Origin of the sequence: Streptomyces sp. NPDC002785, assembly GCF_040295565.1 — a bacterium.
GTDB lineage: Bacteria > Actinomycetota > Actinomycetes > Streptomycetales > Streptomycetaceae > Streptomyces.
Genome location: NZ_JBEOVN010000001.1, coordinates 134,037 through 152,024 on the forward strand (window position 1 = coordinate 134,037; position 17,988 = coordinate 152,024).

A 17,988-nucleotide genomic window follows, 5' to 3' on the forward strand; every position below is an offset into this window, starting at 1 on the left:
CCACTCTTCCCCGGCCCGTCCGCCACCGCACGTCGAACCCGGTCCGCTACGGGCGCTGCCCGCCGCCGTGCACTTTGCGCGTCGCCCACAGCCGACCGAGCATCGCGCACAGCGCCACCGCCAGCGCCGTGGCGAACACGATCCACACCGTCGTGAGCAGCGAACTCGTCAGCGCGTCGTACACCGCCGCCACACTGCCCGTCTCGCCGTCCGGCACCTCGGACAGCACCCGGTCGCGGGCGATCGCGATCACCGCGCGCAGCACGAGTGCCCCCAGTGCGAAACCGAACCCGGCCACCGCTGTGGCCGAGAGGGCGGCGAGCGCGGAACGCCCTCGCCCCGGTCCTCCGCGCAACCAGGCCACGACCACGGTCAGGACGGCGAACACGACCGTGCCCACGGCGGGCCAGATGCTGCCGGCCCGCAGCCACCGGAAGGTCTGGCGCAACTGGTCGGCGCGGTCGGCGGAGACGATCGTGATGTCGGTGTGCTGGACCGGGATCCGGTCGGCGAACGGCACCCCGTTCTTCTCCAGGTTCTGTTTGAGCTGCTCCGTCATCGGCGCCAGATCGATGGTCACGGCCTGGCCGGTGTTGCCGTTCAGCGCGGCGGTCACGGCCTCGTGGGCGGTGCGGTTGGCGCTGTTCCACGCGGCCCGGAAGGCATCGGTGGTGGTGAAGGACATCACCGCCTCGTGCAGGAAGTCCCGCACGGTGCTCTGGAGCGGCCCGACGTCCATCTGCTTCATCGCCCCGTCGGTGATGAGGTCGCTGACGGTGCTCCGCACCTCGGGGTCGGAGGCGAGCGGGGCCACCGCCGCGACGTAACGGTCCGTGTTGTCGATCTCCAGATCCACCCAGGCGGAGAGTGCGCTCAGCGGGACGAGCACGGCGAGCAGCACCAGCACCACTACCGCCAGAGCCGCCGAGAGATACGTCCGCACCTCTCCAGGGAATCCTGTACGGGGGCGGCGCGCCCAGGGCCCTGGGCCATCCGAGTTGCCGGGCGGCGCGGCCGGGTGTGCTCTGGAGGGAAAAGGGGCGACGGAAGGAGTTCTCCGCCATGGCCACACATGCAGCGACGCCGACCCGCAGGCGGACCGGGGCCAGGTCAAGTGAACGTCGGCACAGCGCGCTCGCCTGGGCCATACCCGTCACGCTGGGTGCGGCGTACGGCCTCTACGTGTCGTTCATCCTCCGCAACAACGGCGCGAGCGGCGGCCGGCAGTTCTGGTACGGCCTGATCTGCGCGGTGGTGCTCGCGGTTCTCTGCTTCGCGCTGGGCCGGATTCAGCACACCATGATTCCGCTCGCACGCGCAGTGGCGTACGGCGCGCTGACGTCCGCGGCCATCGGCCTGCTGGTCGGACTGACCGATTCGAGCGTGCTGCGGTCCACGGCGCTGGGACTGACGGTCGGCCTCGGGATGTTCGTCACCACGTTCTACATCTTCTACACGAGAGAGAAGACGTGAGCGCGTCTCCCGTCGCATCCTTGACCTTTTCCGTGGGGGAAGCCCCGGCATCAGCGGTGCCGGGGCTTTCCCTTCGGCATGAGCAGGTACGGGGGCGCGCCGACATGAGGACGGGCCCGCGCGGGGCTCGGGCCCGTCCTCATCTGCCACGCGGTTGCGGTCAGTCGCGTACGACCGTCACCGGGCACGGTGCGTGCTGGGTGACATGGAGGCTGACCGAGCCGAGCAGGGTCGCCTTGAAGCCGCTGTAGCCGCGAGCCCCGACGACCAGCAGGTTCGCGCCCTTGGCGCGCTCCAGCAGGGACTGGGCCGGGTTGCCGATCACCACGACCTTGCTGACTGCGGCCGCGCCCTCGGCGCCCAGGGCCTCCTCCAGTGCCTCGGTGAGGGACACCGTCGCCACGGCCTGTGGGTCGAAGTCCTCCGGCATGCCCGGCATCATGGACGCCCAGCTGGTCGCGGGGTACTCCCAGCTGTTGACGGCCTCCACCGTGTCACCGGTCAGTTCGGCCTGGCGTACGGCCCAGTGCAGTGCCTTGATCGACGACTCGGAGCCGTCAACGCCCACCACGATCCTGCCCATCTCTGCCTCCAGCTCTGTTCGGCTCAGTGCGCAGAGGCGTCGTGCGAGAAAATTTCGCACGACGCATCTTTCGCTCCAACTCTAATCAAACCGGACAGGGCTTCGAGCAGAGGGGTCCTTGGTCCGGCCAAGGGCCGACTCGGCCCGGTCGGGGTCGTTTTGGTGCGGTCGGCGGCTACTCGGTCCGGTCGGGGGCCGGCTCAGTCCAGCCGGAGGTCGGCGAGTCGCTGCTCGAACGGCACGACCTCGTCGTCGAGCCCGAGCGCCCTGGATGCCCCGGACGCCGCCCTGCCGCCCGCGATCACGCTTGCGAGCTCGCCGCCCGCACGCCGGATGCGGGACGGCAGGCCGTCGGTGTACTCGTCGCCGGACGAACCCCAGTCCTCCGATGCCGCGTACACGGAGGTCGGTACGACGGTGGCCCGAAGGTAGGCGAAGAGCGGACGCATCGTGTGTTCCAGGACCAGCGAGTGGCGGGCGGTGCCGCCCGTCGCCGCGATGACGACGGGCTTGCCGGTCAGCGCCGTGTTGTCGATCAGGTCGAAGAACGACTTGAACAGCCCGCTGTACGACGCGGTGAAGACCGGCGAGACGGCGATCAGCCCGTCCGCCTCCGTCACCTCCTTGATCGCCTCGTCCAGGGTGCTCGGCGGGAACCCGGTCACCAGGTGGTTGGCGATGTCGACGGCCAGATCGCGCAGCTCGATCACCCGGACCTCGACCGTGCGGTCCTGCTCGGCCGTCAGGCGTTCGCGGGCGGCGCCGGCCAGCCGCTCGGCCAGCAGCCGGGTCGAGGACGGCCGGCTGAGCCCGGCCGAGACGGCAACGATCCTCAGGGGCTCGGTGGCGAACACAGTGGACTGGGTGGACACGGTGGTCAGACCTCCTTCGTGGCGGTACGGGCGGCGACGGCGGGGTGGGCGGGGGCGGAGTCCGGCACTCCGGCCGGCCGCAGGTTGGCGAACTCCTTGCGCAGCACCGGGACGACCTCCTCGCCGAGGATGTCGAGCTGCTCCAGGACCGTCTTCAGCGGCAGTCCCGCGTGGTCCATCAGGAACAGCTGGCGCTGGTAGTCACCGACGGCGTCCCGGAAGGACAGGGTCCGCTCGATGACCTCCTGCGGGGAACCGACGGTCAGCGGGGTCTGCGAGGAGAAGTCCTCCAGGGAAGGGCCGTGCCCATAGACCGGCGCGTTGTCGAAGTACGGGCGGAACTCCCGTACCGCGTCCTGCGAGTTCTTTCGCATGAACACCTGACCGCCGAGGCCGACGATGGCCTGCTCGGCGGTGCCGTGCCCGTAGTGCGCGTACCGCCGGCGGTAGAGGTTCACCATCTTCTTCGTGTGCTCGATGGGCCAGAAGATGTTGTTGTGGAAGAAGCCGTCCCCGTAGTAAGCGGCCTGCTCGGCGATCTCCGGGGAGCGGATGGAACCGTGCCAGACGAACGGCGGGACGCCGTCCAGCGGGCGCGGGGTCGCGGTGAAGGACTGCAGTGGCGTACGGAACTTGCCCTCCCAGTCGACGACGTCCTCGCGCCACAGCTTGTGCAGCAGGGCGTAGTTCTCGATGGCGAGCGGGATGCCCTGGCGGATGTCCTTGCCGAACCAGGGGTAGACCGGGCCGGTGTTGCCGCGCCCCATCATCAGGTCGACACGGCCGTCCGCGAGGTGCTGGAGCGTCGCGTAGTCCTCGGCGATCTTCACCGGGTCGTTGGTGGTGATCAGCGTCGTGGACGTGGACAGGATGATGTGGTCGGTGCGGGCGGCGATGAAGCCGAGCGTGGTCGTCGGGGACGACGGGACGAACGGCGGGTTGTGGTGCTCACCGGTGGCGAAGACGTCCAGGCCGACCTCCTCCGCCTTCTGGGCGATGGCGATGGTGGCCTTGATCCGCTCGTGCTCGCTGGGTGTCCTGCCGGTCGTCGGGTCGGTGGTGACGTCTCCGACGGTGAAGATCCCGAACTCCATGGCGCCCGCCTCCAAATTTGTTGAACGTTGAACCATCTGGCCACACCCTACAACGGAGTGCCCAGGTGGTCTATTCCGCCGGGGAGGACTGGGGGTGCCGTACCCTGGACGGGTTTCGGGGGCCGGTCGCGCCTCTGTCGGATGGAGGCAGGGCTTTGGGCGAGAGCGGCGAGAGCGAGCGCTGGAAGGAGCGCGGTGTCGCCCTGCGCGTCTTCGTCTACGTCTTCGCCACGCACCTCTTCGCGGGCTTCATCTGGATCCTCTTCTACGTGGGCGAGCACGCCAAGAAGTGAGCGGGCACCGAGTGCCCCCCATGGCGGGGCGGCGGTTGTCCCCGAGCGCTTCGAGGGGGTCTGCCCGACGGGGGCGTAGGTCTTCGGTCGCAGGAGATCGGTCTCGGGGACCGGGACGCTGTGCCGATGCGGGCGAGAGAGCCGGATACCTACACTGCGGGCTCGGTGCGCAGACGGGCGTGCCGCTGTCAGGGGAGGAGCGCCGCCGTGCCGTTCACCGGCCAGAGCCATGTCCGTCTTGCCCGGCCGTCCCGTGATCTTGCCGCGGCCGAGAGGTTCTGGGTGGGGGGCCTCGGACTGACGGTCCTGTTCCGCGCCGAAGGGGGCCGGGAACCCGGGGCGCACGATCTGCTCATGGTGGGGCACCCGGACGCGTCCTGGCACCTTGAACTCGTCCACGGCGGCGATCACCCCGACCGACCCCGCCCCACCGACGAGGACCTGCTCGTCCTCTACCTCGACGGACCCGTGCCCCAGGAGCTGGTTGACCGGCTTGAGAAGCGCGGGGGCAAGCGCGTCCTGTCGCCGAATCCGTACTGGAACGAGTGGGGCGTCACCGTCGAGGACCCGGACGGGTACCGGCTCGTCCTCTGCACGCGCGACTGGTCCAACTCCTGAGGAACCCGGACGGCCCGCGCGAGGGGTTCACGGGCGCACCACCTGGGTCATCTCGGCGTCGGGGTCGGGGGCGGGGCTGGGAGCGGGCGCGGGACGGCGTGCGGTGTCGCTGATGCGGATCAGGATGCCGACGAGGGCCCAGTTGGCGAGGACGGAGGAACCGCCGTACGCCAGGAACGGCATCGTCATACCGGTCAGCGGGATCAGGCCCATCACACCGCCGGCGACGACGAAGACCTGCAGCGCGAACGCGCCCGACAGGCCGATGGCGAGCAGCTTGCCGAACGGGTCGCGGGCCGCGAGGGCGGTGCGTACGCCGCGTTCCACGATCAGGCCGTAGACCAGCAGGATCGCCATGATGCCCGCCAGGCCCAGTTCCTCGGCGAAGGTGGCGAGGATGAAGTCGGAGTTGGCGGCGAACCGGATGAGGTCGGAACGGCCCTGGCCGAGGCCGGTGCCGAGGGTGCCGCCGGAGCCGAACGCCCACAGAGCCTGCATCGACTGCTCGGAGTGACCGGCCACGTTCTGGCGGCTGAGCAGGTACTCGCGCATGGGGTCGAGCCAGGCCTGGACACGTTGCTGGACGTGCGGCTCGAAGGAGGCGACGCCGACGGCGCCGCCCGCGGACATCAGCAGACCGAAGACCATCCAACTGGTCCGCTCGGTGGCGACGTACAGCATGATGACGAACATTCCGAAGAACAGCAGCGACGTGCCGAGGTCGGTCTCGAAGACCAGGATCAGGATCGAGAGGAACCACACGACCAGGATCGGGCCGAGGTCGCGGCCGCGCGGCAGGTACAGGCCCATGAAGCGGCGGCTGGCCAGGGCCAGCGCGTCGCGCTTGACCATCAGGTAGCCGGCGAAGAAGACCGCGAGCACGATTTTGGCGAACTCACCGGGCTGGATGCTGAAGCTGCCTACGTGGATCCAGATCTTGGCGCCGTATATGTCGGCGCCCAGGCCCGGGACCAGCGGCAGCAGCAGGAGGAAGAGCGCGCCGACCATGGAGATGTAGGTGTAGCGCTGCAGGGCGCGGTGGTCCTTGAGGAATATCAGCACCACGATGAACAGCGCGATGCCCAACGCCGTGTACATCAGCTGCCGTGGCGCGGATGCTCCCGCCTGCTTGATCGACTGCAGCAGCTCGGACTGGTCCAGCCGCCAGACGGCGACCAGGCCGAGCCCATTCAGCAGCGTGGCCAGCGGCAGCAGCAGCGGGTCCGCGTACGGCGCGGACTTCCGTACGACGAGATGCGCGACACCGGCCAGCAGGCCCAGGCCCAGGCCGTAGCTCAGCAGGCCGGACGGCATTTCGTTGTTGATGGCCAGGCCCACGTTGGCGTAGGCGAACACTGGGACGACGACGGCGAACACCAGCAGTGCGAGCTCGGTGTTGCGCCGGCTCGGCGCGCCGATCGTCGACGTGTGGTGCGACGACGTGTTCGTAGGACTGCTCATCGTGTGACAGGGCCTCTCACGGCTTGCCTACTGCTGACCGCACAGCGAGACGGCCTTTTGCTCTTCCTTCGAGAGGCCGGGGCCGGGAGTGGGTGCGGTAGTGGTCTTGGACGGGGGACGGAGACGGCGACGGGGGCGGAGACGTCGAAGCCGGCGGAGTCGGCGGCGCTGTGGCCTTGGTTGTCGCTTCAGACGTGGAGGAAGCGTGTGTGGTTCCTGCAGTGCCCGTGGTACCGCAGGAACTGCCCTGGCCCGTCCTGGTGTTGTTGTGCGCTGATCGTCCGCCGACGGCAGCCACCGCCGACGCGTCCCCCGGTGGGGATACGGAGCGTGGTACGGGCACGGGAAGGTCGTGTGGGCGGAGCTGACACCGCCCACCCCGTGTGCCGGCCGGTTTAAGCCGTGACCGTTCCGCCCGGCAGCGATACCATCGGCGCATGACCTCCGTACCGTGCCGAAACTGGTGGCGCTCCTTCTAGGAGCGGCCACCTCCATCTGCACGGAACCAGGGCCGTTCGAAACGGACGGCCCTTTTTCTCTGCCCTCGTACGGGTACGGATGCCGATCCCGGCGGGCCGTCCTCCACGCAACCAGCACTCGCGAGGAGAGAGCCCCATGACCACAGCCACCGACACCGCCGCACCCATCGCCGCCGCATCCGCCCAGCGCCGCAGTGCCGAGCTGGAGCGGCTGATTCAGCAGGCACCCGAGAGATTCCGGGTGATGACCGGGGACCGGCCCACCGGGCAGCTGCACCTCGGGCACTACTTCGGCACCCTCCACAACCGCGTCCGGCTCCAGGACCTCGGTGTGGATGTCTTCCTGATCATCGCCGACTACCAGGTGCTCACCGACCGGGACGTCGCCGACCGGCTCACCGACCACATGGAGGGGATGCTGCTGGACTATCTGGCCATCGGGATCGACCCTGCCCGCACCACCGTCTTCAACCACAGTGCCGTGCCCGCGCTCAACCAACTGATGCTGCCCTTCCTCAGCCTCGTCTCCGTCGCCGAGCTGAGCCGCAACCCCACCGTCAAGGACGAGATCGCGCACTCCCGGCAGTCCGCCGTCAGCGGGCTGATGTTCACATATCCCGTGCACCAGGCCGCCGACATCCTGTTCTGCAAGGGCAATCTCGTACCTGTCGGACAGGACCAGCTGCCGCACCTCGAAGTGACGCGAACCGTCGCCCGCCGCTTCAACGAGAGGTACGGGGCGGTCTTCCCGGAGCCGGACGCGCTGCTCTCCGCCGCGCCGCTGCTCCTCGGCACCGACGGCACCAAGATGAGCAAGAGCCGGGGCAACTCCATCGCGCTCTGCGCCACCGCCGATGAGACGGCGCGGCTGATCCGCGGGGCGAAGACGGACACCGACCGGCACATCACGTACGACCCGGAGAACCGGCCCGAGGTGTCGGGGCTGGTGCTGCTCGCCGCGCTCTGTCTGGGCCGTGACCCGCATGGCGTGGCCGAGGAGGTCGGCGCCGGCGGTGGGGCCGCGCTCAAGCGGACGGTGACCGATGCCGTCAACAGCCGACTGGCGCCGATCCGGGCCCGGCGGGCGGAGTACGCGCAGGACATGGCGTACGTACGGTCGGTGCTCCGGGCCGGCAACGAGCGTGCCAACGAGATCGCCGAGGCGACGCTGGACGAGGTGCGGGGGGTGATGGGGGGCGTGCTGTAGCTGCTGCTCACCGAGCGCCGCGCCGGGCGCCCCGCTGAGTGCTCCGCCGAGCGCCCGGCGGAGCGCCCGGCGCCCCAGACATGCGCAAATTCTTGGGCGCGCACCGGCATGTCGCGTTGGCTTGTTGGATGGATTGAGTATGCATCCATCGTGTTGTGGCCCATGCCAACTCGCCGTGCAGTGATCTATTTTCACCATACCGGCTAGGAAATCGGAATGGTGGACCCTGGTCGGGGGCAATAGGGAATGCGCCTGCTTCTTCGATTAGGAGACGAACTCGCATGCGTGGGACGACAGTTGATGCGCTGTCCAGATAAAACGTTCTGGCGGTCGGATGAATTGACTTCGCCAGGGATGCTCAGAAGGTCCAACTGCCGTCCGGAGGGGCGCAGGAGATGCGGCCGAGCCGTTCAGTCGGTGGCCTGTCGACCGCTATTGTTGAAAGGCGTTTTAGCTGGAGCTGATTATCGGGTGTGGTGACGATCGGCATTCCGCTGATTCCTGGCCATTACGGCTCGGCAAGCGGACGGCAGATCAGAGTTTGATCACACGGTTACCGGCCGGCTCGGTGTCCATCTCTAACGCGATGTCACTGCCCGTCGTCCGCGGAGCAGTTCCGCGAGTCCGCGCCGGGTCGCCGCAATCACCACGCGGTCCTCGGCGCACAGTACGTGCCCGGGGTGCAGGTCCCAGACCAGGCCCGAGCGGCGGTCCGGGGTGGCGGGCGTGGCCGTGGCCAGGTCCGGGCGGCGGTCCTCGGGCGGGGTGGCGTCCAGGGCGAGGACCCGCCAGGCGCCCGCCCGGAACGCCTGCTCCACCGTGCGGCCCTCCAGCTGCGGGTGGCCCGCCACCTCGACCGCGGCGAACAGCATCACCTTTCGCTCCACCGGTATGGCACCCAGGATCTGCCGGCCCATCATGGCGACCGCGAAGGACGGGGCCGCCAGGTGGGACACGGACCGGGAACGGGTCACGGCCTGGGGGTGGGCGGTGCGCAGGGTGCGGTAGACGGCGGTGGCGAACTCGTCGTCGAACAGGCGCAGGGCGACGCGCAGGTCCGGCTCGACCGAGCGGGCGTACAGCGCGGCCTCAAGGTTGGTGGTGTCGCTGCTGGTCAGGGCCAGCAGCGCGCGGGAGCGCTGGATCTTCGCCGCCTCCAGCACGCCCTCCTGGGTGACGTCGCCGAGGACCACCGGTACGTGCAGCCGCCGGGCCACGGGGATTCCGCGCGCGTTCGGGTCGTTCTCCACGCACACCACGGGGATGCCGAGCTCACGCAGCCGGACGAGAACCCGCGTACCGATCTTGCCGAGGCCGAGCAGCACCACATGGCCGGACAGTCCGCGCGGCGGGCGGCGCAGGGACGATGCCGTACGCAGTGAGCCGAAGGCTTCCAGGACACCCGCCACGAGAAGCGGCAGCAGCATCAATCCGGCGGCGCCGGAAAGGAGTTGGATGACCTGGCGGGCCGTCGGGTCGCCGGTCGCGGGGTCGCCCATCGCGAACAGGTCCAGCAGCGTCAGATACGCGGCGTGCAGCGGGTCGTCGCCGGTGGTGAGCGTCGAGGCGACGGCGAGGGCCACGACGGCCAGGCCGACGCCCAGCGCCGACCAGCGCAGCCGCCGGGAGAAGAACTGGCTGAGCGGTGCGCTTCTGCCGCCCATCCGGGGCGGTGGACCGGCCGGGGCCGCCTGGCTGACCGCCTCCAGGACGATCGTGCCGCGGCCCGTCGCCGCCGCCACCTGCCGTTCGTCGGGCAGGAGTCGGGGGCCGTCGGCGCCGCTGCTGTCGGAGCCTTCGGCGCCCGCCGGGTCATGGGTGGTGGAGGAGAGCAGCGCGAGGGTGCACAGACCGGGGTCGGCGATCCGGCCGTCCTCGGGCGGGGTGCGTTCGGCGGCGCGCAGCAGCAGGCCCTCCGCCTGGATGACCTTGCTGGAGCCGGTGAGGGCGGTCGCCGCGAGAGCGGGGGCGGCGGTGTCGGCGTCGGAGAGGACGGTGGTGGACGCGTCCAGCGCGGCCGGGTCGAGGCCGGGCGCGGTGACGGCGGCGGCCTGGTCGAGCAGGGTCTCCAGATACTGCCCCAGCTTGCGGTTGTAGAGCCGGATGACCAGCCGGACCCGGGGGTTGAGGCGGCGGGCGGTCAGCGCGGCGCGGATGTTGCGCTCGTCGTCGTCGTAGACCAGGGCCAGTGCGGCGGCCGATTCGACGCCCGCTTCCTCGAAGGCCTCGTCGGAGGGTTCCGGGGCTTCCAGGATGCGCACCGCTTCGACTCCCGCGTTGGTGTCGGAGCTGTCGGCGGTCCCGTTGCCCCCGTTGCCCAGGTTGCGGTTCATCGCCGCCGACATCCGGCCGAACAGCGTGGCTGCCCGCCCTCGTTGGGTCAGCGGCAGCTCGGGACGGCGCGGGTCGCGTCCCGGCGGGAGCAGCAGCGTGACCCGCTCCCCGTACACGTACCGCAGTTCCACCGCCAGTCGCTGGGCGAGCGCGTCGTCGCCGCAGACGACCATGTGGCCGCTGAAGGGCGAGTGTTGGGGCTGCTGGGCAAGTGTGGACACGAAGCCCAGCATGCCTTGCCCACCTCCGATGTTCGACCGGTTCGGACCGCCGGTTCGGGCCGGTCAGTGATCTTCGGGTGCCGTGGTGCGCGGGGCCGCGTGGCGGGGCGGCTGCGACGGGCCGGCGAGCAGATGGCGCGGGTCCGCGACCCGGACGATCGCCGACTCGACGGCCGCGATCCGGTCCGCGAGCAGCCCCAGCGCGGCGACGGCACGCGTCACCGGGTCGCCGTCCGGGCCGCCGAGCGCCTGCGTGCGGACGTAGGAGGCGGTGATCGCTGACCAGCGTGCGGACTGTTCCGCGGTGAGGTGCCCACGCAGCGCGGCGAGCTTCAGCAGGTTGGACTCCGCGCCCGAGGTCAGCGTCTGGGCCTCGCCCGCGTAGTGGTCGTCGATCACGGCGAGGAGTTCCGCGTCGTTCATCACCGGCACGATCCGCTCGGCGATCTTGTTCATATTGCGGTAGGAGCCCTGCAGCCGGAAAGGCGGCTCGGTGCGCGTCGCGTCCGTCCGGGCAGCCGAGGCGATGTACGCGGCGTTCACGGCCAGGACCGTGTCCCGGGCGGTCAGCAGGTGGCGCAGCACGGAGACGATCCGGTCCGCCTCGGCGGGCGTGTACGGGTGGTCGAGCCGGTCCGTGCGGGCCGCCTGATCGGTGCCGGAGGCGAGCCGTACGAACTGGGCGAGATCGTCGCGGGAGCGCCCGGCGAGCGGCGCGAGCACCGGGTTGGCGGTCAGCGCGTTCTCGATGAAGCTCAGCGCGAAGACGTCCTCGCGGCCGCTCAGTACCTCACCGAGATTCCACACGTCGGCCCGGTTGGCGAGCATGTCGGGGATACGGAACCGCTCGCCCGACTCGGTGTACGGATTACCCGCCATGCACACCGCGAACCGCTTGCCCCGCAGGTCGTAGCTGCGCGGCTCGCCGTCCCGTACGCCCTCGATCCGGCGGGTGGCGTCGCAGAGCGGAATGAACTTCTGGAGCAGTTCGGGCGAGGTGTGCTGGATGTCGTCGAGGTAGAGGAGCGTGTTGTTGCCCGTCTCCAGGGCGAAGTTGATCTTCTCGATCTCCTGGCGGGCGGTCGCGGTACGCGCCTGTGCCGGATCGAGGGAGGTCACGTCGTGGCCGAGGTTCGGACCGCTGATCTTGACGAGGACCAGGCCGAGCCGGTCCGCGACGTACTCCATGAGCGTCGTCTTGCCGTAGCCGGGCGGCGACACGAGCAGCAGCAGGCCCTGCGAGTCGGTGCGCCGGTCGGCGTCGGCGGTGCCGATCTGCTTGGCGAGGCTGTCGCCGATCAGCGGCAGGTACACCTCGTCCAGGAGCCGGCCCCGGACGAACGCCGACATGACGCGCGGCCGGTGGTCCTCCAGCCGGAGCCGGGCACGTTCAGCGGCCACGAGTGCGGTGCGCAGGCGCTGATAGGCGCGGAATCCCGGGACGGCGGAGGTGCGGAACTCGGCTGTGCGGGCGAGGAGTTCGTCGAGGCGGACGGTCAGCCGGCCTCGGTCGATACGCGGGTGGGTGCCGAGCAGCCCGTCCACGGTCGCGGTGAGCGGTGCCTCGCATTCGTACCGGGCGAGCGACCGCTCCGGGCAGAGTTCCACGGCGACGGCCTCCGCCAGATCGCCCCGGTCGACCTCCGTGCCGCTCGCGGCGGCGTACGAGGCGAGCCAGCCCTCGACGAGCTGGCGCCGGGCGGGCAGATCGTCGTGGAGGGCCGCGAGGTCCTCGTCGTACGCCGAAGAGTCCGTCGTGCGACGGAATTTGTCCAGGAACGTGCGGGTTGCGGCACTCGTGACGAATCCGTCCGGGCCGCTCGTCAGCTCCTCGAAGAGGTACGCGGCGACGGCCCGGGAATCGTCGCCCCGGATGACGTCCGCCCATTCCTCCTGAAGGCCGGCTATGGCCGGAGCGAGGCCGAACGTCTCACGGGCGCGGGCCAGCGAGAGGGCCCGCCGGGTCCAGGAGGTGCGCCGGGCCTCGTCCGTCCCGTGCGCCCAGAAGAGCTGCGCCGCCGCCCGTACGGCGGGCGGGCAGCGCAGCAGCCCCGCTCCGGCGTGCAGCCGCAGCAAAGTGGTGAGGATGGCGGTGGCGTCCTCGTCGTGGACACCGCGCTGGTAGCCCTCGTCGTACGCGGACGCCGCCGACTCCCGTACCAGAGACATCAGTTCGGCCGCGCTCAGGGCGGCGAGGGCGTCGGCGCCCTGCTCGTCCAGGAGCCGGGCGGCCAGATGCTCGGCGCGGTAGACGTGCGAGGACTCGGAGGGCAGCATCCGGTCCCAGTACGGGCGGGTCACCTCGAAGGCCGGGTCGGTGACCGGCGCCCGGTAGTCCGTGCCGGTGAGGGCGAACGCGAGCCGGTCCCCGTGCGGGACGAGCGTCAGGTCGAAGGGCTGGGTGTTCACGGCGAACCGGTGCCGGCCGAGACGGATCGTCGCGCCGCCGTCCGCGTACAGCTCACCGCGGTCGCGCAGGGCCCGCCCGGCCTCCTGGCGGGCGGCCAGCAGCTGCCCGTCCAGCTCCTCGGCGCGCACCGGGTCGCCGAGTTCCCGCAGCTCGTCCGCGGTGCGGCGGACCTTGGCGACCATCGGGTCGGAGGCGAAGTAGGTGTGGACGGCGTCCAGGTCGGTCAGGGTGGCCAGCCGCCGGGAAACCGTCTCGAGGACCCGGGCCGCCGAGCCCGCCAGCCGCTCCGCCCGCCGGGCGCGGGCGTCCTGCAATGTCTGCTTACGGGCCGAGAACGCCTCGTAGACCTCCGTCCGCCGCCCGGCCAGCTCGGCGAGGAAGTCGTCGAACTCCGCGAACCGCGACTCCAGGTTCTCCAACTGGAGCAGCAGCCTGGCCAGTTGCTCGTCACAGGCGTCCGGGGTGCCCGCTGCGGCCAAGGCGCCCGTGACGGCCTGCCCGAGCAGCGCGAACTCGGCGGCGAACTCGGCGCGGCCCTCGTGGTCCAGGAGCTCGCGCCGACGCGCGTCGAGAGTGGCGCGGGCCCGGTTCACCCCGCCGAGGGCCTCCGCGATCCGCTCCAGGATCGACGTACGGACCGTCGCGTCACCGATGTCGAGCCCGGCGACGACATCCGTGACGGTGCTCAGGCCGTCCGTCATCTCCGTCAGCCGGTCGCCGAGCGCCGAGGCGTCCACGACGGTGGTGAGCGCGGACGCCTCGGCGGCCAGGCGCGCGATGTCCTCGTGATAGCCGGCGAACGCATCGTCCCTGCCGAGGAACGCGACGGCGCGCTGGGCGGCCGATTCGATGTCGGCTGCCGTGGCGGCGCTCAGTGCGGCGATCCGCTCGGTGTCCGCGTACCGCATCTCGGCAAGCGTCGCCAAACGGCCGTGGGCACCGCGCAGTTCGGTGAGCTGGGCGACCCAGGCGGCGGCCGAGCGCGGGGCCTCGCCACGGATGCGGCGGACGAGAGCGGTGAGCCGGTCGGCCGTCTCGGTGAGGGCGTCGGCGGCCTGCCGGGTCAGCTCCTGCACCGTCTCGAACTCGGTGAGGACCTGTTGCGCGGTGGCTCGTAGGTCCGCCAACGGGACGGCGAGCGCGCCGAGTTCGGAGTCGGTCAGCCAGTGGTAGCGGTCGGTCGCGCGGGTGCAGTCCGCGACCAGCCGTGTGTACACGGCGGCGGTCGGCGTCGTCTCGGCGGCGCTGTTCGCGAGCGCGAGGCAGTCGGAGATGCCGCGCACCAGATCGGCGTTGCCGACCCGGGCGAGCGGACCGGTCCCGGCGGGGCGAGAGGCGGCGTGGGTGTCGGAGACGTACGGGGTCCGCCAGCGCTGCAACGGGTGGACCCGGGCCGGTTCGTCGCCCGTGGCGGTACCTCGCAGGAGGACGAGCGTGCCGTCGTCGAGCAGGGCGTGGCCGCGGCCCTGGAGGGGGGTGGCGACCTCCTGCCGGATCAGGTTGTAGGGCAGGAGCAGGCTGCGGCCGTCGTCGGGGGAGCGGAAGACGTAGAGGACGTCCTCACCGTTCGGGGAGCGGATCGCGCCCTCGAAGACCGGGGCGGTGAGCGGTTCGGCGATGTCGAAGGTCTTGGCGGTGCCGGTGGTCAGGTAGTAGCCGCCGGGGAAGATGATCCCCTGGTCCTCCGGGAGCCGGTGGCAGGCGGGCCCGATGAGGTCCAGCCGCAGGACCGTGCCGAGCAGTGTGTTGAAGACCAGATGCCGCCAGGACTCCTCGTTGTACGGGCGGACGCGGAGCAGGATCAGCGGGCCGATCACGGCGTGCTCGACATCCGCGTCGGCGAGGGACTGGAGGGGTTCGGTGACCGGCTCCTGGTAGATCCCGTCCGGGGTGTCGGTGTCGTTGACCGTCTTGACGGTGAGGGTGCCGCCGAGCGTGTCGACGAAGAGGACGGCGCCCGTGCCGTCCCCGTCCCCGCCCACGGCGATGTGCGGGTGCCGGCCGAGGACATGGGACTCGCGGCCCGCGACGGTCCAGGTGAAGTCGTGCGACGGCGGGAAGACGTGGTCGCGGTCGCCGCGCGCGTCGAGGAACGCGCCGGGCGAACCGTCCGGGGCGAGCGCCCAGCGCAGTACCCGGACACCGTCGGCGCTCTCGCCGGTACGGAAGACGGCGAGCAGCCTGCCGTCCACCCGGCGCAGCCGAAGGAGGCGGGCGTCGCGGTAGTAGCGGTGCAGGGCGGTGAATTCGCGTACGAAGGCCTCGTCTTCGAGCAGGTGGCCTTCGCCGTGGGGTGTCCCCTCCAACTCGGGGCCGTACAGCGCGAGTACGTCGCCGAGCTCGGCCGGCTCTGCTGCCCCGGGGCCCCGTTCGAACCCGAACAGCAGCCGGCCGCCGACGGCCACCAGGTCGCGGGGGACGGATGCCTGCTCGGTACGGATCTGCTCGGTGCCGCTGAGCCGGAGCTCGGTCGACCCGAACTCCTGCGTGCGCCGTGCGTTGAGCGCCTCGGCGCGGCTCGCGAGATCGGCGGCCTGCGCGTTCAGCCTGCGGCGCAGCACGTCGTAGGTCCCCGCGTCCACATCGCCGCCGGGCGGCGCGGTGAGTGTGGTGTCGGTGTCCATGCGTACGGCTCCCTACGAGGTGTGTGGTGCGGGTTGCGCGCCCTTCGGCCGCGCTGTGTCCTCAATCGCCGGACGGGCGTGATCTGCCTGACGTATTGGATTTGCCGCGCCCGTCCGGCGATCGGAGTTCGCCCTACGCGACCGGTGTCCCGTTCTGGGAGGCGGGTACGTGACCGGCACCCGCCCCGGTGACCGCTGAGACCGGTACGTCCGCCAGGCCCAACTCCTGGGCCACCGTCAGCAGTTTCTGCACCTGTGCCGGCGCGACTCCCGCCCCCTGCGACCGCATCATCCGCATCAGCAGCGCCGACACCGTCAGGTTCTGCACGTCCCCTGTCGACACCGACCCCAGCACCCTCGTCAGATCGTCCGTGAACGACGACGTGCCGTTCAGCCACGGCCCCGCAAGCGCCTTCACCGTGTCCGAGTTCTCGACGAACCCGTCGAAGCTCTTGCCCATCGCGATGGACGAGACGAGCCGGTCGAAGAAGACCGACTCCCCGCCGACGATGTCGATGTCGGCGTTCTCCAGCCCCGTGGCCAGCACCGTCGCCTGCGCCTCGGCGACCTGCCGCTGCACATCGAGCCCGGCCAGCCGGATCTCCTTCTCCGCGGCGAGCCGCAGCCGGTACTCCTCGTGGCCGCGCGAGGCGTCGTCCAGCGCCGCCATCGCGGCCGCCTTCTCGGTGAGCCCCGCCGCCTCGGCCTTCAGCTTCTCGCCGATCATTGCCGCGTCGGCCGTCGCCTGGGCCTGCGTACCCTCCGCTGCCGCGAGCGCCTTGAGCCTGGCCCCCTCCGCCTCGGCCTTGAGCCGGGCGGACGCGGCCTGGGCCTCGGCGAGACCGGTCTTCTCGATGACGTCGGCCTCCGCGTCACGTACCTGAACCTCCGCGAGCCCGGGCGCCGCGGACTCCGCCCGGATGCCCTCGGCCAGCCGCAGCTTCGCCCGGGCGTCCAGGTCCGCGGTCTTCAGCCTGGCCTCGGCGAGCGTCAGCTGCTCGGCGGCCAGGTGGGTGGCCGCCGACTCCGCGGCCTCCGCGGCCTTGATGTCCTTGACCAGCTTCTCCTGGGCCTCCGCCTCGGCGGCGATGATGACCGACCTGCGGGTGCGCTCCGACTCCTCGACGGCCCGCAGCGTCTTGATGGACTCCTCCTGCTCGGCGACCGTACGGTCAACGGCGATCCGCTCCCGGATCACATCGGCGACCTCGCGGCGCTCGGCCTCGACCTCCTTCGTCGCGGCGATCCGGTTGAGTTCGGTCTGCCGCTCGCGCCCGATGACCTCGATCAGCCGGTCCTTCTCGATGCGCTCGTTCTCCACGGCGATGACACGCTCACGGTTCTTCTGCGCGACGGCGATCTCCCGGGCCTGGTTCTCGCGCTGGATGCCGAGCTGCTCCTCGGTACGGATGAACGCGGCCTGGGCGCCGAGCCGTTCCTCCTCCTGGACCTGGGCGGTGGCGGCCTCCTCACGGGCGCGCAGCGTCTCGACCTCGCGGCGCTGCTTGATCTCGGCCTCGGCCTGCCGGCGCTCCAGCTCCAGAATGGTTTCGCGGGCGTCGACGTTCTGCCGGGTGATCTCCTTCTGCTCGGTGCGCTGGAACTCGTTGGTGCGCACATGCTCGATCGCCGTCAGTTCGGTGATCTTGCGGATGCCCTGTGCGTCGAGGATGTTGGCGCCGTCGAGCTGCGTCATGGGCGTCTGCTCAAGGAAGTCGATCGCGGCGTCGTCGAGGTGGTAGCCGTTCAGGTCGGTCCCGATGACCCGGATGATCCGGTCCCGGAACTCCTCGCGCTTGGTGTACAGATCGACGAAGTCCAGCTGCTTGCCGACGGTCTTGAGCGCCTCGGCGAACTTCGCGGCGAAGAATTCCTGGATCGCGACCTTGTCGCTGGCCCGCTCCGTACCGATGGACTGGGCGACCTTGATGACGTCCTCGACGGTCTTGTTGACACGCACGAAGAAGTTGATGTGGATGTCGGCGCGGATGTTGTCCTGGCAGATCAGGCCCTCGCGCCCGGTGCGGCGGATCTCGATGGTCTTCACCGAGATGTCCATGTACTCGGCCTTGTGCAGCACCGGCAGGACGACGGCGCCGGTGAAGGTGACATCGACCTTCTTGGTCTTGGAGATGATCAGTGCCTTGCCCTGTTCCACCTTGCGGAAGAGCCGGCTGATGACGAGAAGCAGGGCGACGGCGATGAGCAGGGCAACGGCTACGAGCACACCGAAGCCCAGGGTGATGGCATCCATGACAGTCCTTGGCGGCTGGTGAGGAAGGTGGAGAGGTCAGAGGTTTCTGCCCGGACGGTCGGGCG

Annotated in this window: 12 protein-coding genes; 4 read left to right on the forward strand and 8 right to left on the reverse strand. The window is 70.4% G+C overall.

The genetic code is table 11. From position 1 onward, the window contains the following. Positions 1-46: 46 nt before the first annotated feature. Positions 47-943, reverse strand: coding sequence for a hypothetical protein (locus tag ABTZ94_RS00655; protein WP_351196056.1), 897 nt, complete (start codon positions 941-943; stop codon positions 47-49). Positions 944-1,062: 119 nt separating this feature from the next. On the opposite strand from ABTZ94_RS00655, the gene ABTZ94_RS00660 reads away from it, so the two are divergent. Further along, positions 1,063-1,473: a hypothetical protein gene (locus ABTZ94_RS00660; RefSeq protein ID WP_351196058.1), complete on the forward strand. Its 411-nt coding sequence runs from the start codon at positions 1,063-1,065 to the stop codon at positions 1,471-1,473. A gap of 160 nt (positions 1,474-1,633) precedes the next feature. On the opposite strand, the gene ABTZ94_RS00665 is transcribed toward ABTZ94_RS00660, so the two are convergent. The 3 genes from ABTZ94_RS00665 to ABTZ94_RS00675 all read right to left on the reverse strand — a co-directional run bounded on the left by ABTZ94_RS00665 (position 1,634) and on the right by ABTZ94_RS00675 (position 4,022). Then, positions 1,634-2,056, reverse strand: a complete 423-nt coding sequence (locus ABTZ94_RS00665; protein WP_327274239.1) for a universal stress protein — start codon at positions 2,054-2,056, stop codon at positions 1,634-1,636. 200 nt (positions 2,057-2,256) lie between these two features. Beyond that, positions 2,257-2,910: an FMN reductase gene (locus ABTZ94_RS00670; RefSeq protein ID WP_351196136.1), complete on the reverse strand. Its 654-nt coding sequence runs from the start codon at positions 2,908-2,910 to the stop codon at positions 2,257-2,259. Positions 2,911-2,933: 23 nt separating this feature from the next. Continuing rightward, positions 2,934-4,022, reverse strand: coding sequence for an LLM class flavin-dependent oxidoreductase (locus ABTZ94_RS00675; protein ID WP_351196061.1), 1,089 nt, complete (start codon positions 4,020-4,022; stop codon positions 2,934-2,936). Between the two features lie 155 nt (positions 4,023-4,177). Here ABTZ94_RS00675 and ABTZ94_RS00680 point away from each other — a divergent pair, with 155 nt between their 5' ends. Both ABTZ94_RS00680 and ABTZ94_RS00685 read left to right on the forward strand, forming a co-directional pair. Then, positions 4,178-4,315 carry a DUF6126 family protein gene (locus ABTZ94_RS00680; RefSeq protein ID WP_351196063.1) on the forward strand — a complete coding sequence of 46 codons (138 nt, stop codon included), beginning with the start codon at positions 4,178-4,180 and terminating at the stop codon, positions 4,313-4,315. A 207-nt stretch (positions 4,316-4,522) separates the two neighbouring features. Further along, entirely contained in the window at positions 4,523-4,933 is a 411-nt protein-coding gene (locus ABTZ94_RS00685; protein ID WP_351196064.1) for a VOC family protein, read from the forward strand. 27 nt (positions 4,934-4,960) lie between these two features. Here the strand turns inward: ABTZ94_RS00685 and ABTZ94_RS00690 are convergent, their stop codons facing one another. Beyond that, positions 4,961-6,394, reverse strand: a complete 1,434-nt coding sequence (locus tag ABTZ94_RS00690) for an FtsW/RodA/SpoVE family cell cycle protein (protein ID WP_351196066.1) — start codon at positions 6,392-6,394, stop codon at positions 4,961-4,963. Positions 6,395-7,009: 615 nt separating this feature from the next. Here ABTZ94_RS00690 and trpS point away from each other — a divergent pair. Further along, positions 7,010-8,080, forward strand: a complete 1,071-nt coding sequence (gene trpS / locus ABTZ94_RS00695) for a tryptophan--tRNA ligase (protein WP_351196068.1) — start codon at positions 7,010-7,012, stop codon at positions 8,078-8,080. A gap of 578 nt (positions 8,081-8,658) precedes the next feature. Here the strand turns inward: trpS and ABTZ94_RS00700 are convergent. The 3 genes from ABTZ94_RS00700 to ABTZ94_RS00710 form a co-directional block, all read right to left on the reverse strand. After that, positions 8,659-10,647 (reverse strand): NAD-binding protein, encoded by a 1,989-nt coding sequence (locus ABTZ94_RS00700; RefSeq protein WP_351196070.1) that lies wholly within the window; start codon positions 10,645-10,647, stop codon positions 8,659-8,661. A 51-nt stretch (positions 10,648-10,698) separates the two neighbouring features. Further along, positions 10,699-15,669 (reverse strand): DNA repair ATPase, encoded by a 4,971-nt coding sequence (locus tag ABTZ94_RS00705; RefSeq protein WP_351196072.1) that lies wholly within the window; start codon positions 15,667-15,669, stop codon positions 10,699-10,701. 133 nt (positions 15,670-15,802) lie between these two features. Further along, on the reverse strand, positions 15,803-17,923 hold the full coding sequence (locus ABTZ94_RS00710; protein ID WP_351196074.1) for a flotillin family protein: 2,121 nt from the start codon (positions 17,921-17,923) through the stop codon (positions 15,803-15,805). Positions 17,924-17,988: the final 65 nt, after the last annotated feature.

Excerpts from the sequence above, each read along its gene's own strand:
- ABTZ94_RS00660 (WP_351196058.1), top strand. The coding sequence starts at position 1,063 with ATGGCCACACATGCAGCGACGCCGACCCGCAGGCGGACCGGGGCCAGG.
- ABTZ94_RS00700 (WP_351196070.1), bottom strand. The coding sequence starts at position 10,647 with ATGCTGGGCTTCGTGTCCACACTTGCCCAGCAGCCCCAACACTCGCCC.
- ABTZ94_RS00705 (WP_351196072.1), bottom strand. The coding sequence starts at position 15,669 with ATGGACACCGACACCACACTCACCGCGCCGCCCGGCGGCGATGTGGAC.
- trpS (WP_351196068.1), top strand. The coding sequence starts at position 7,010 with ATGACCACAGCCACCGACACCGCCGCACCCATCGCCGCCGCATCCGCC.
- ABTZ94_RS00665 (WP_327274239.1), bottom strand. The coding sequence starts at position 2,056 with ATGGGCAGGATCGTGGTGGGCGTTGACGGCTCCGAGTCGTCGATCAAG.
- ABTZ94_RS00675 (WP_351196061.1), bottom strand. The coding sequence starts at position 4,022 with ATGGAGTTCGGGATCTTCACCGTCGGAGACGTCACCACCGACCCGACG.
- ABTZ94_RS00690 (WP_351196066.1), bottom strand. The coding sequence starts at position 6,394 with ATGAGCAGTCCTACGAACACGTCGTCGCACCACACGTCGACGATCGGC.
- ABTZ94_RS00710 (WP_351196074.1), bottom strand. The coding sequence starts at position 17,923 with ATGGATGCCATCACCCTGGGCTTCGGTGTGCTCGTAGCCGTTGCCCTG.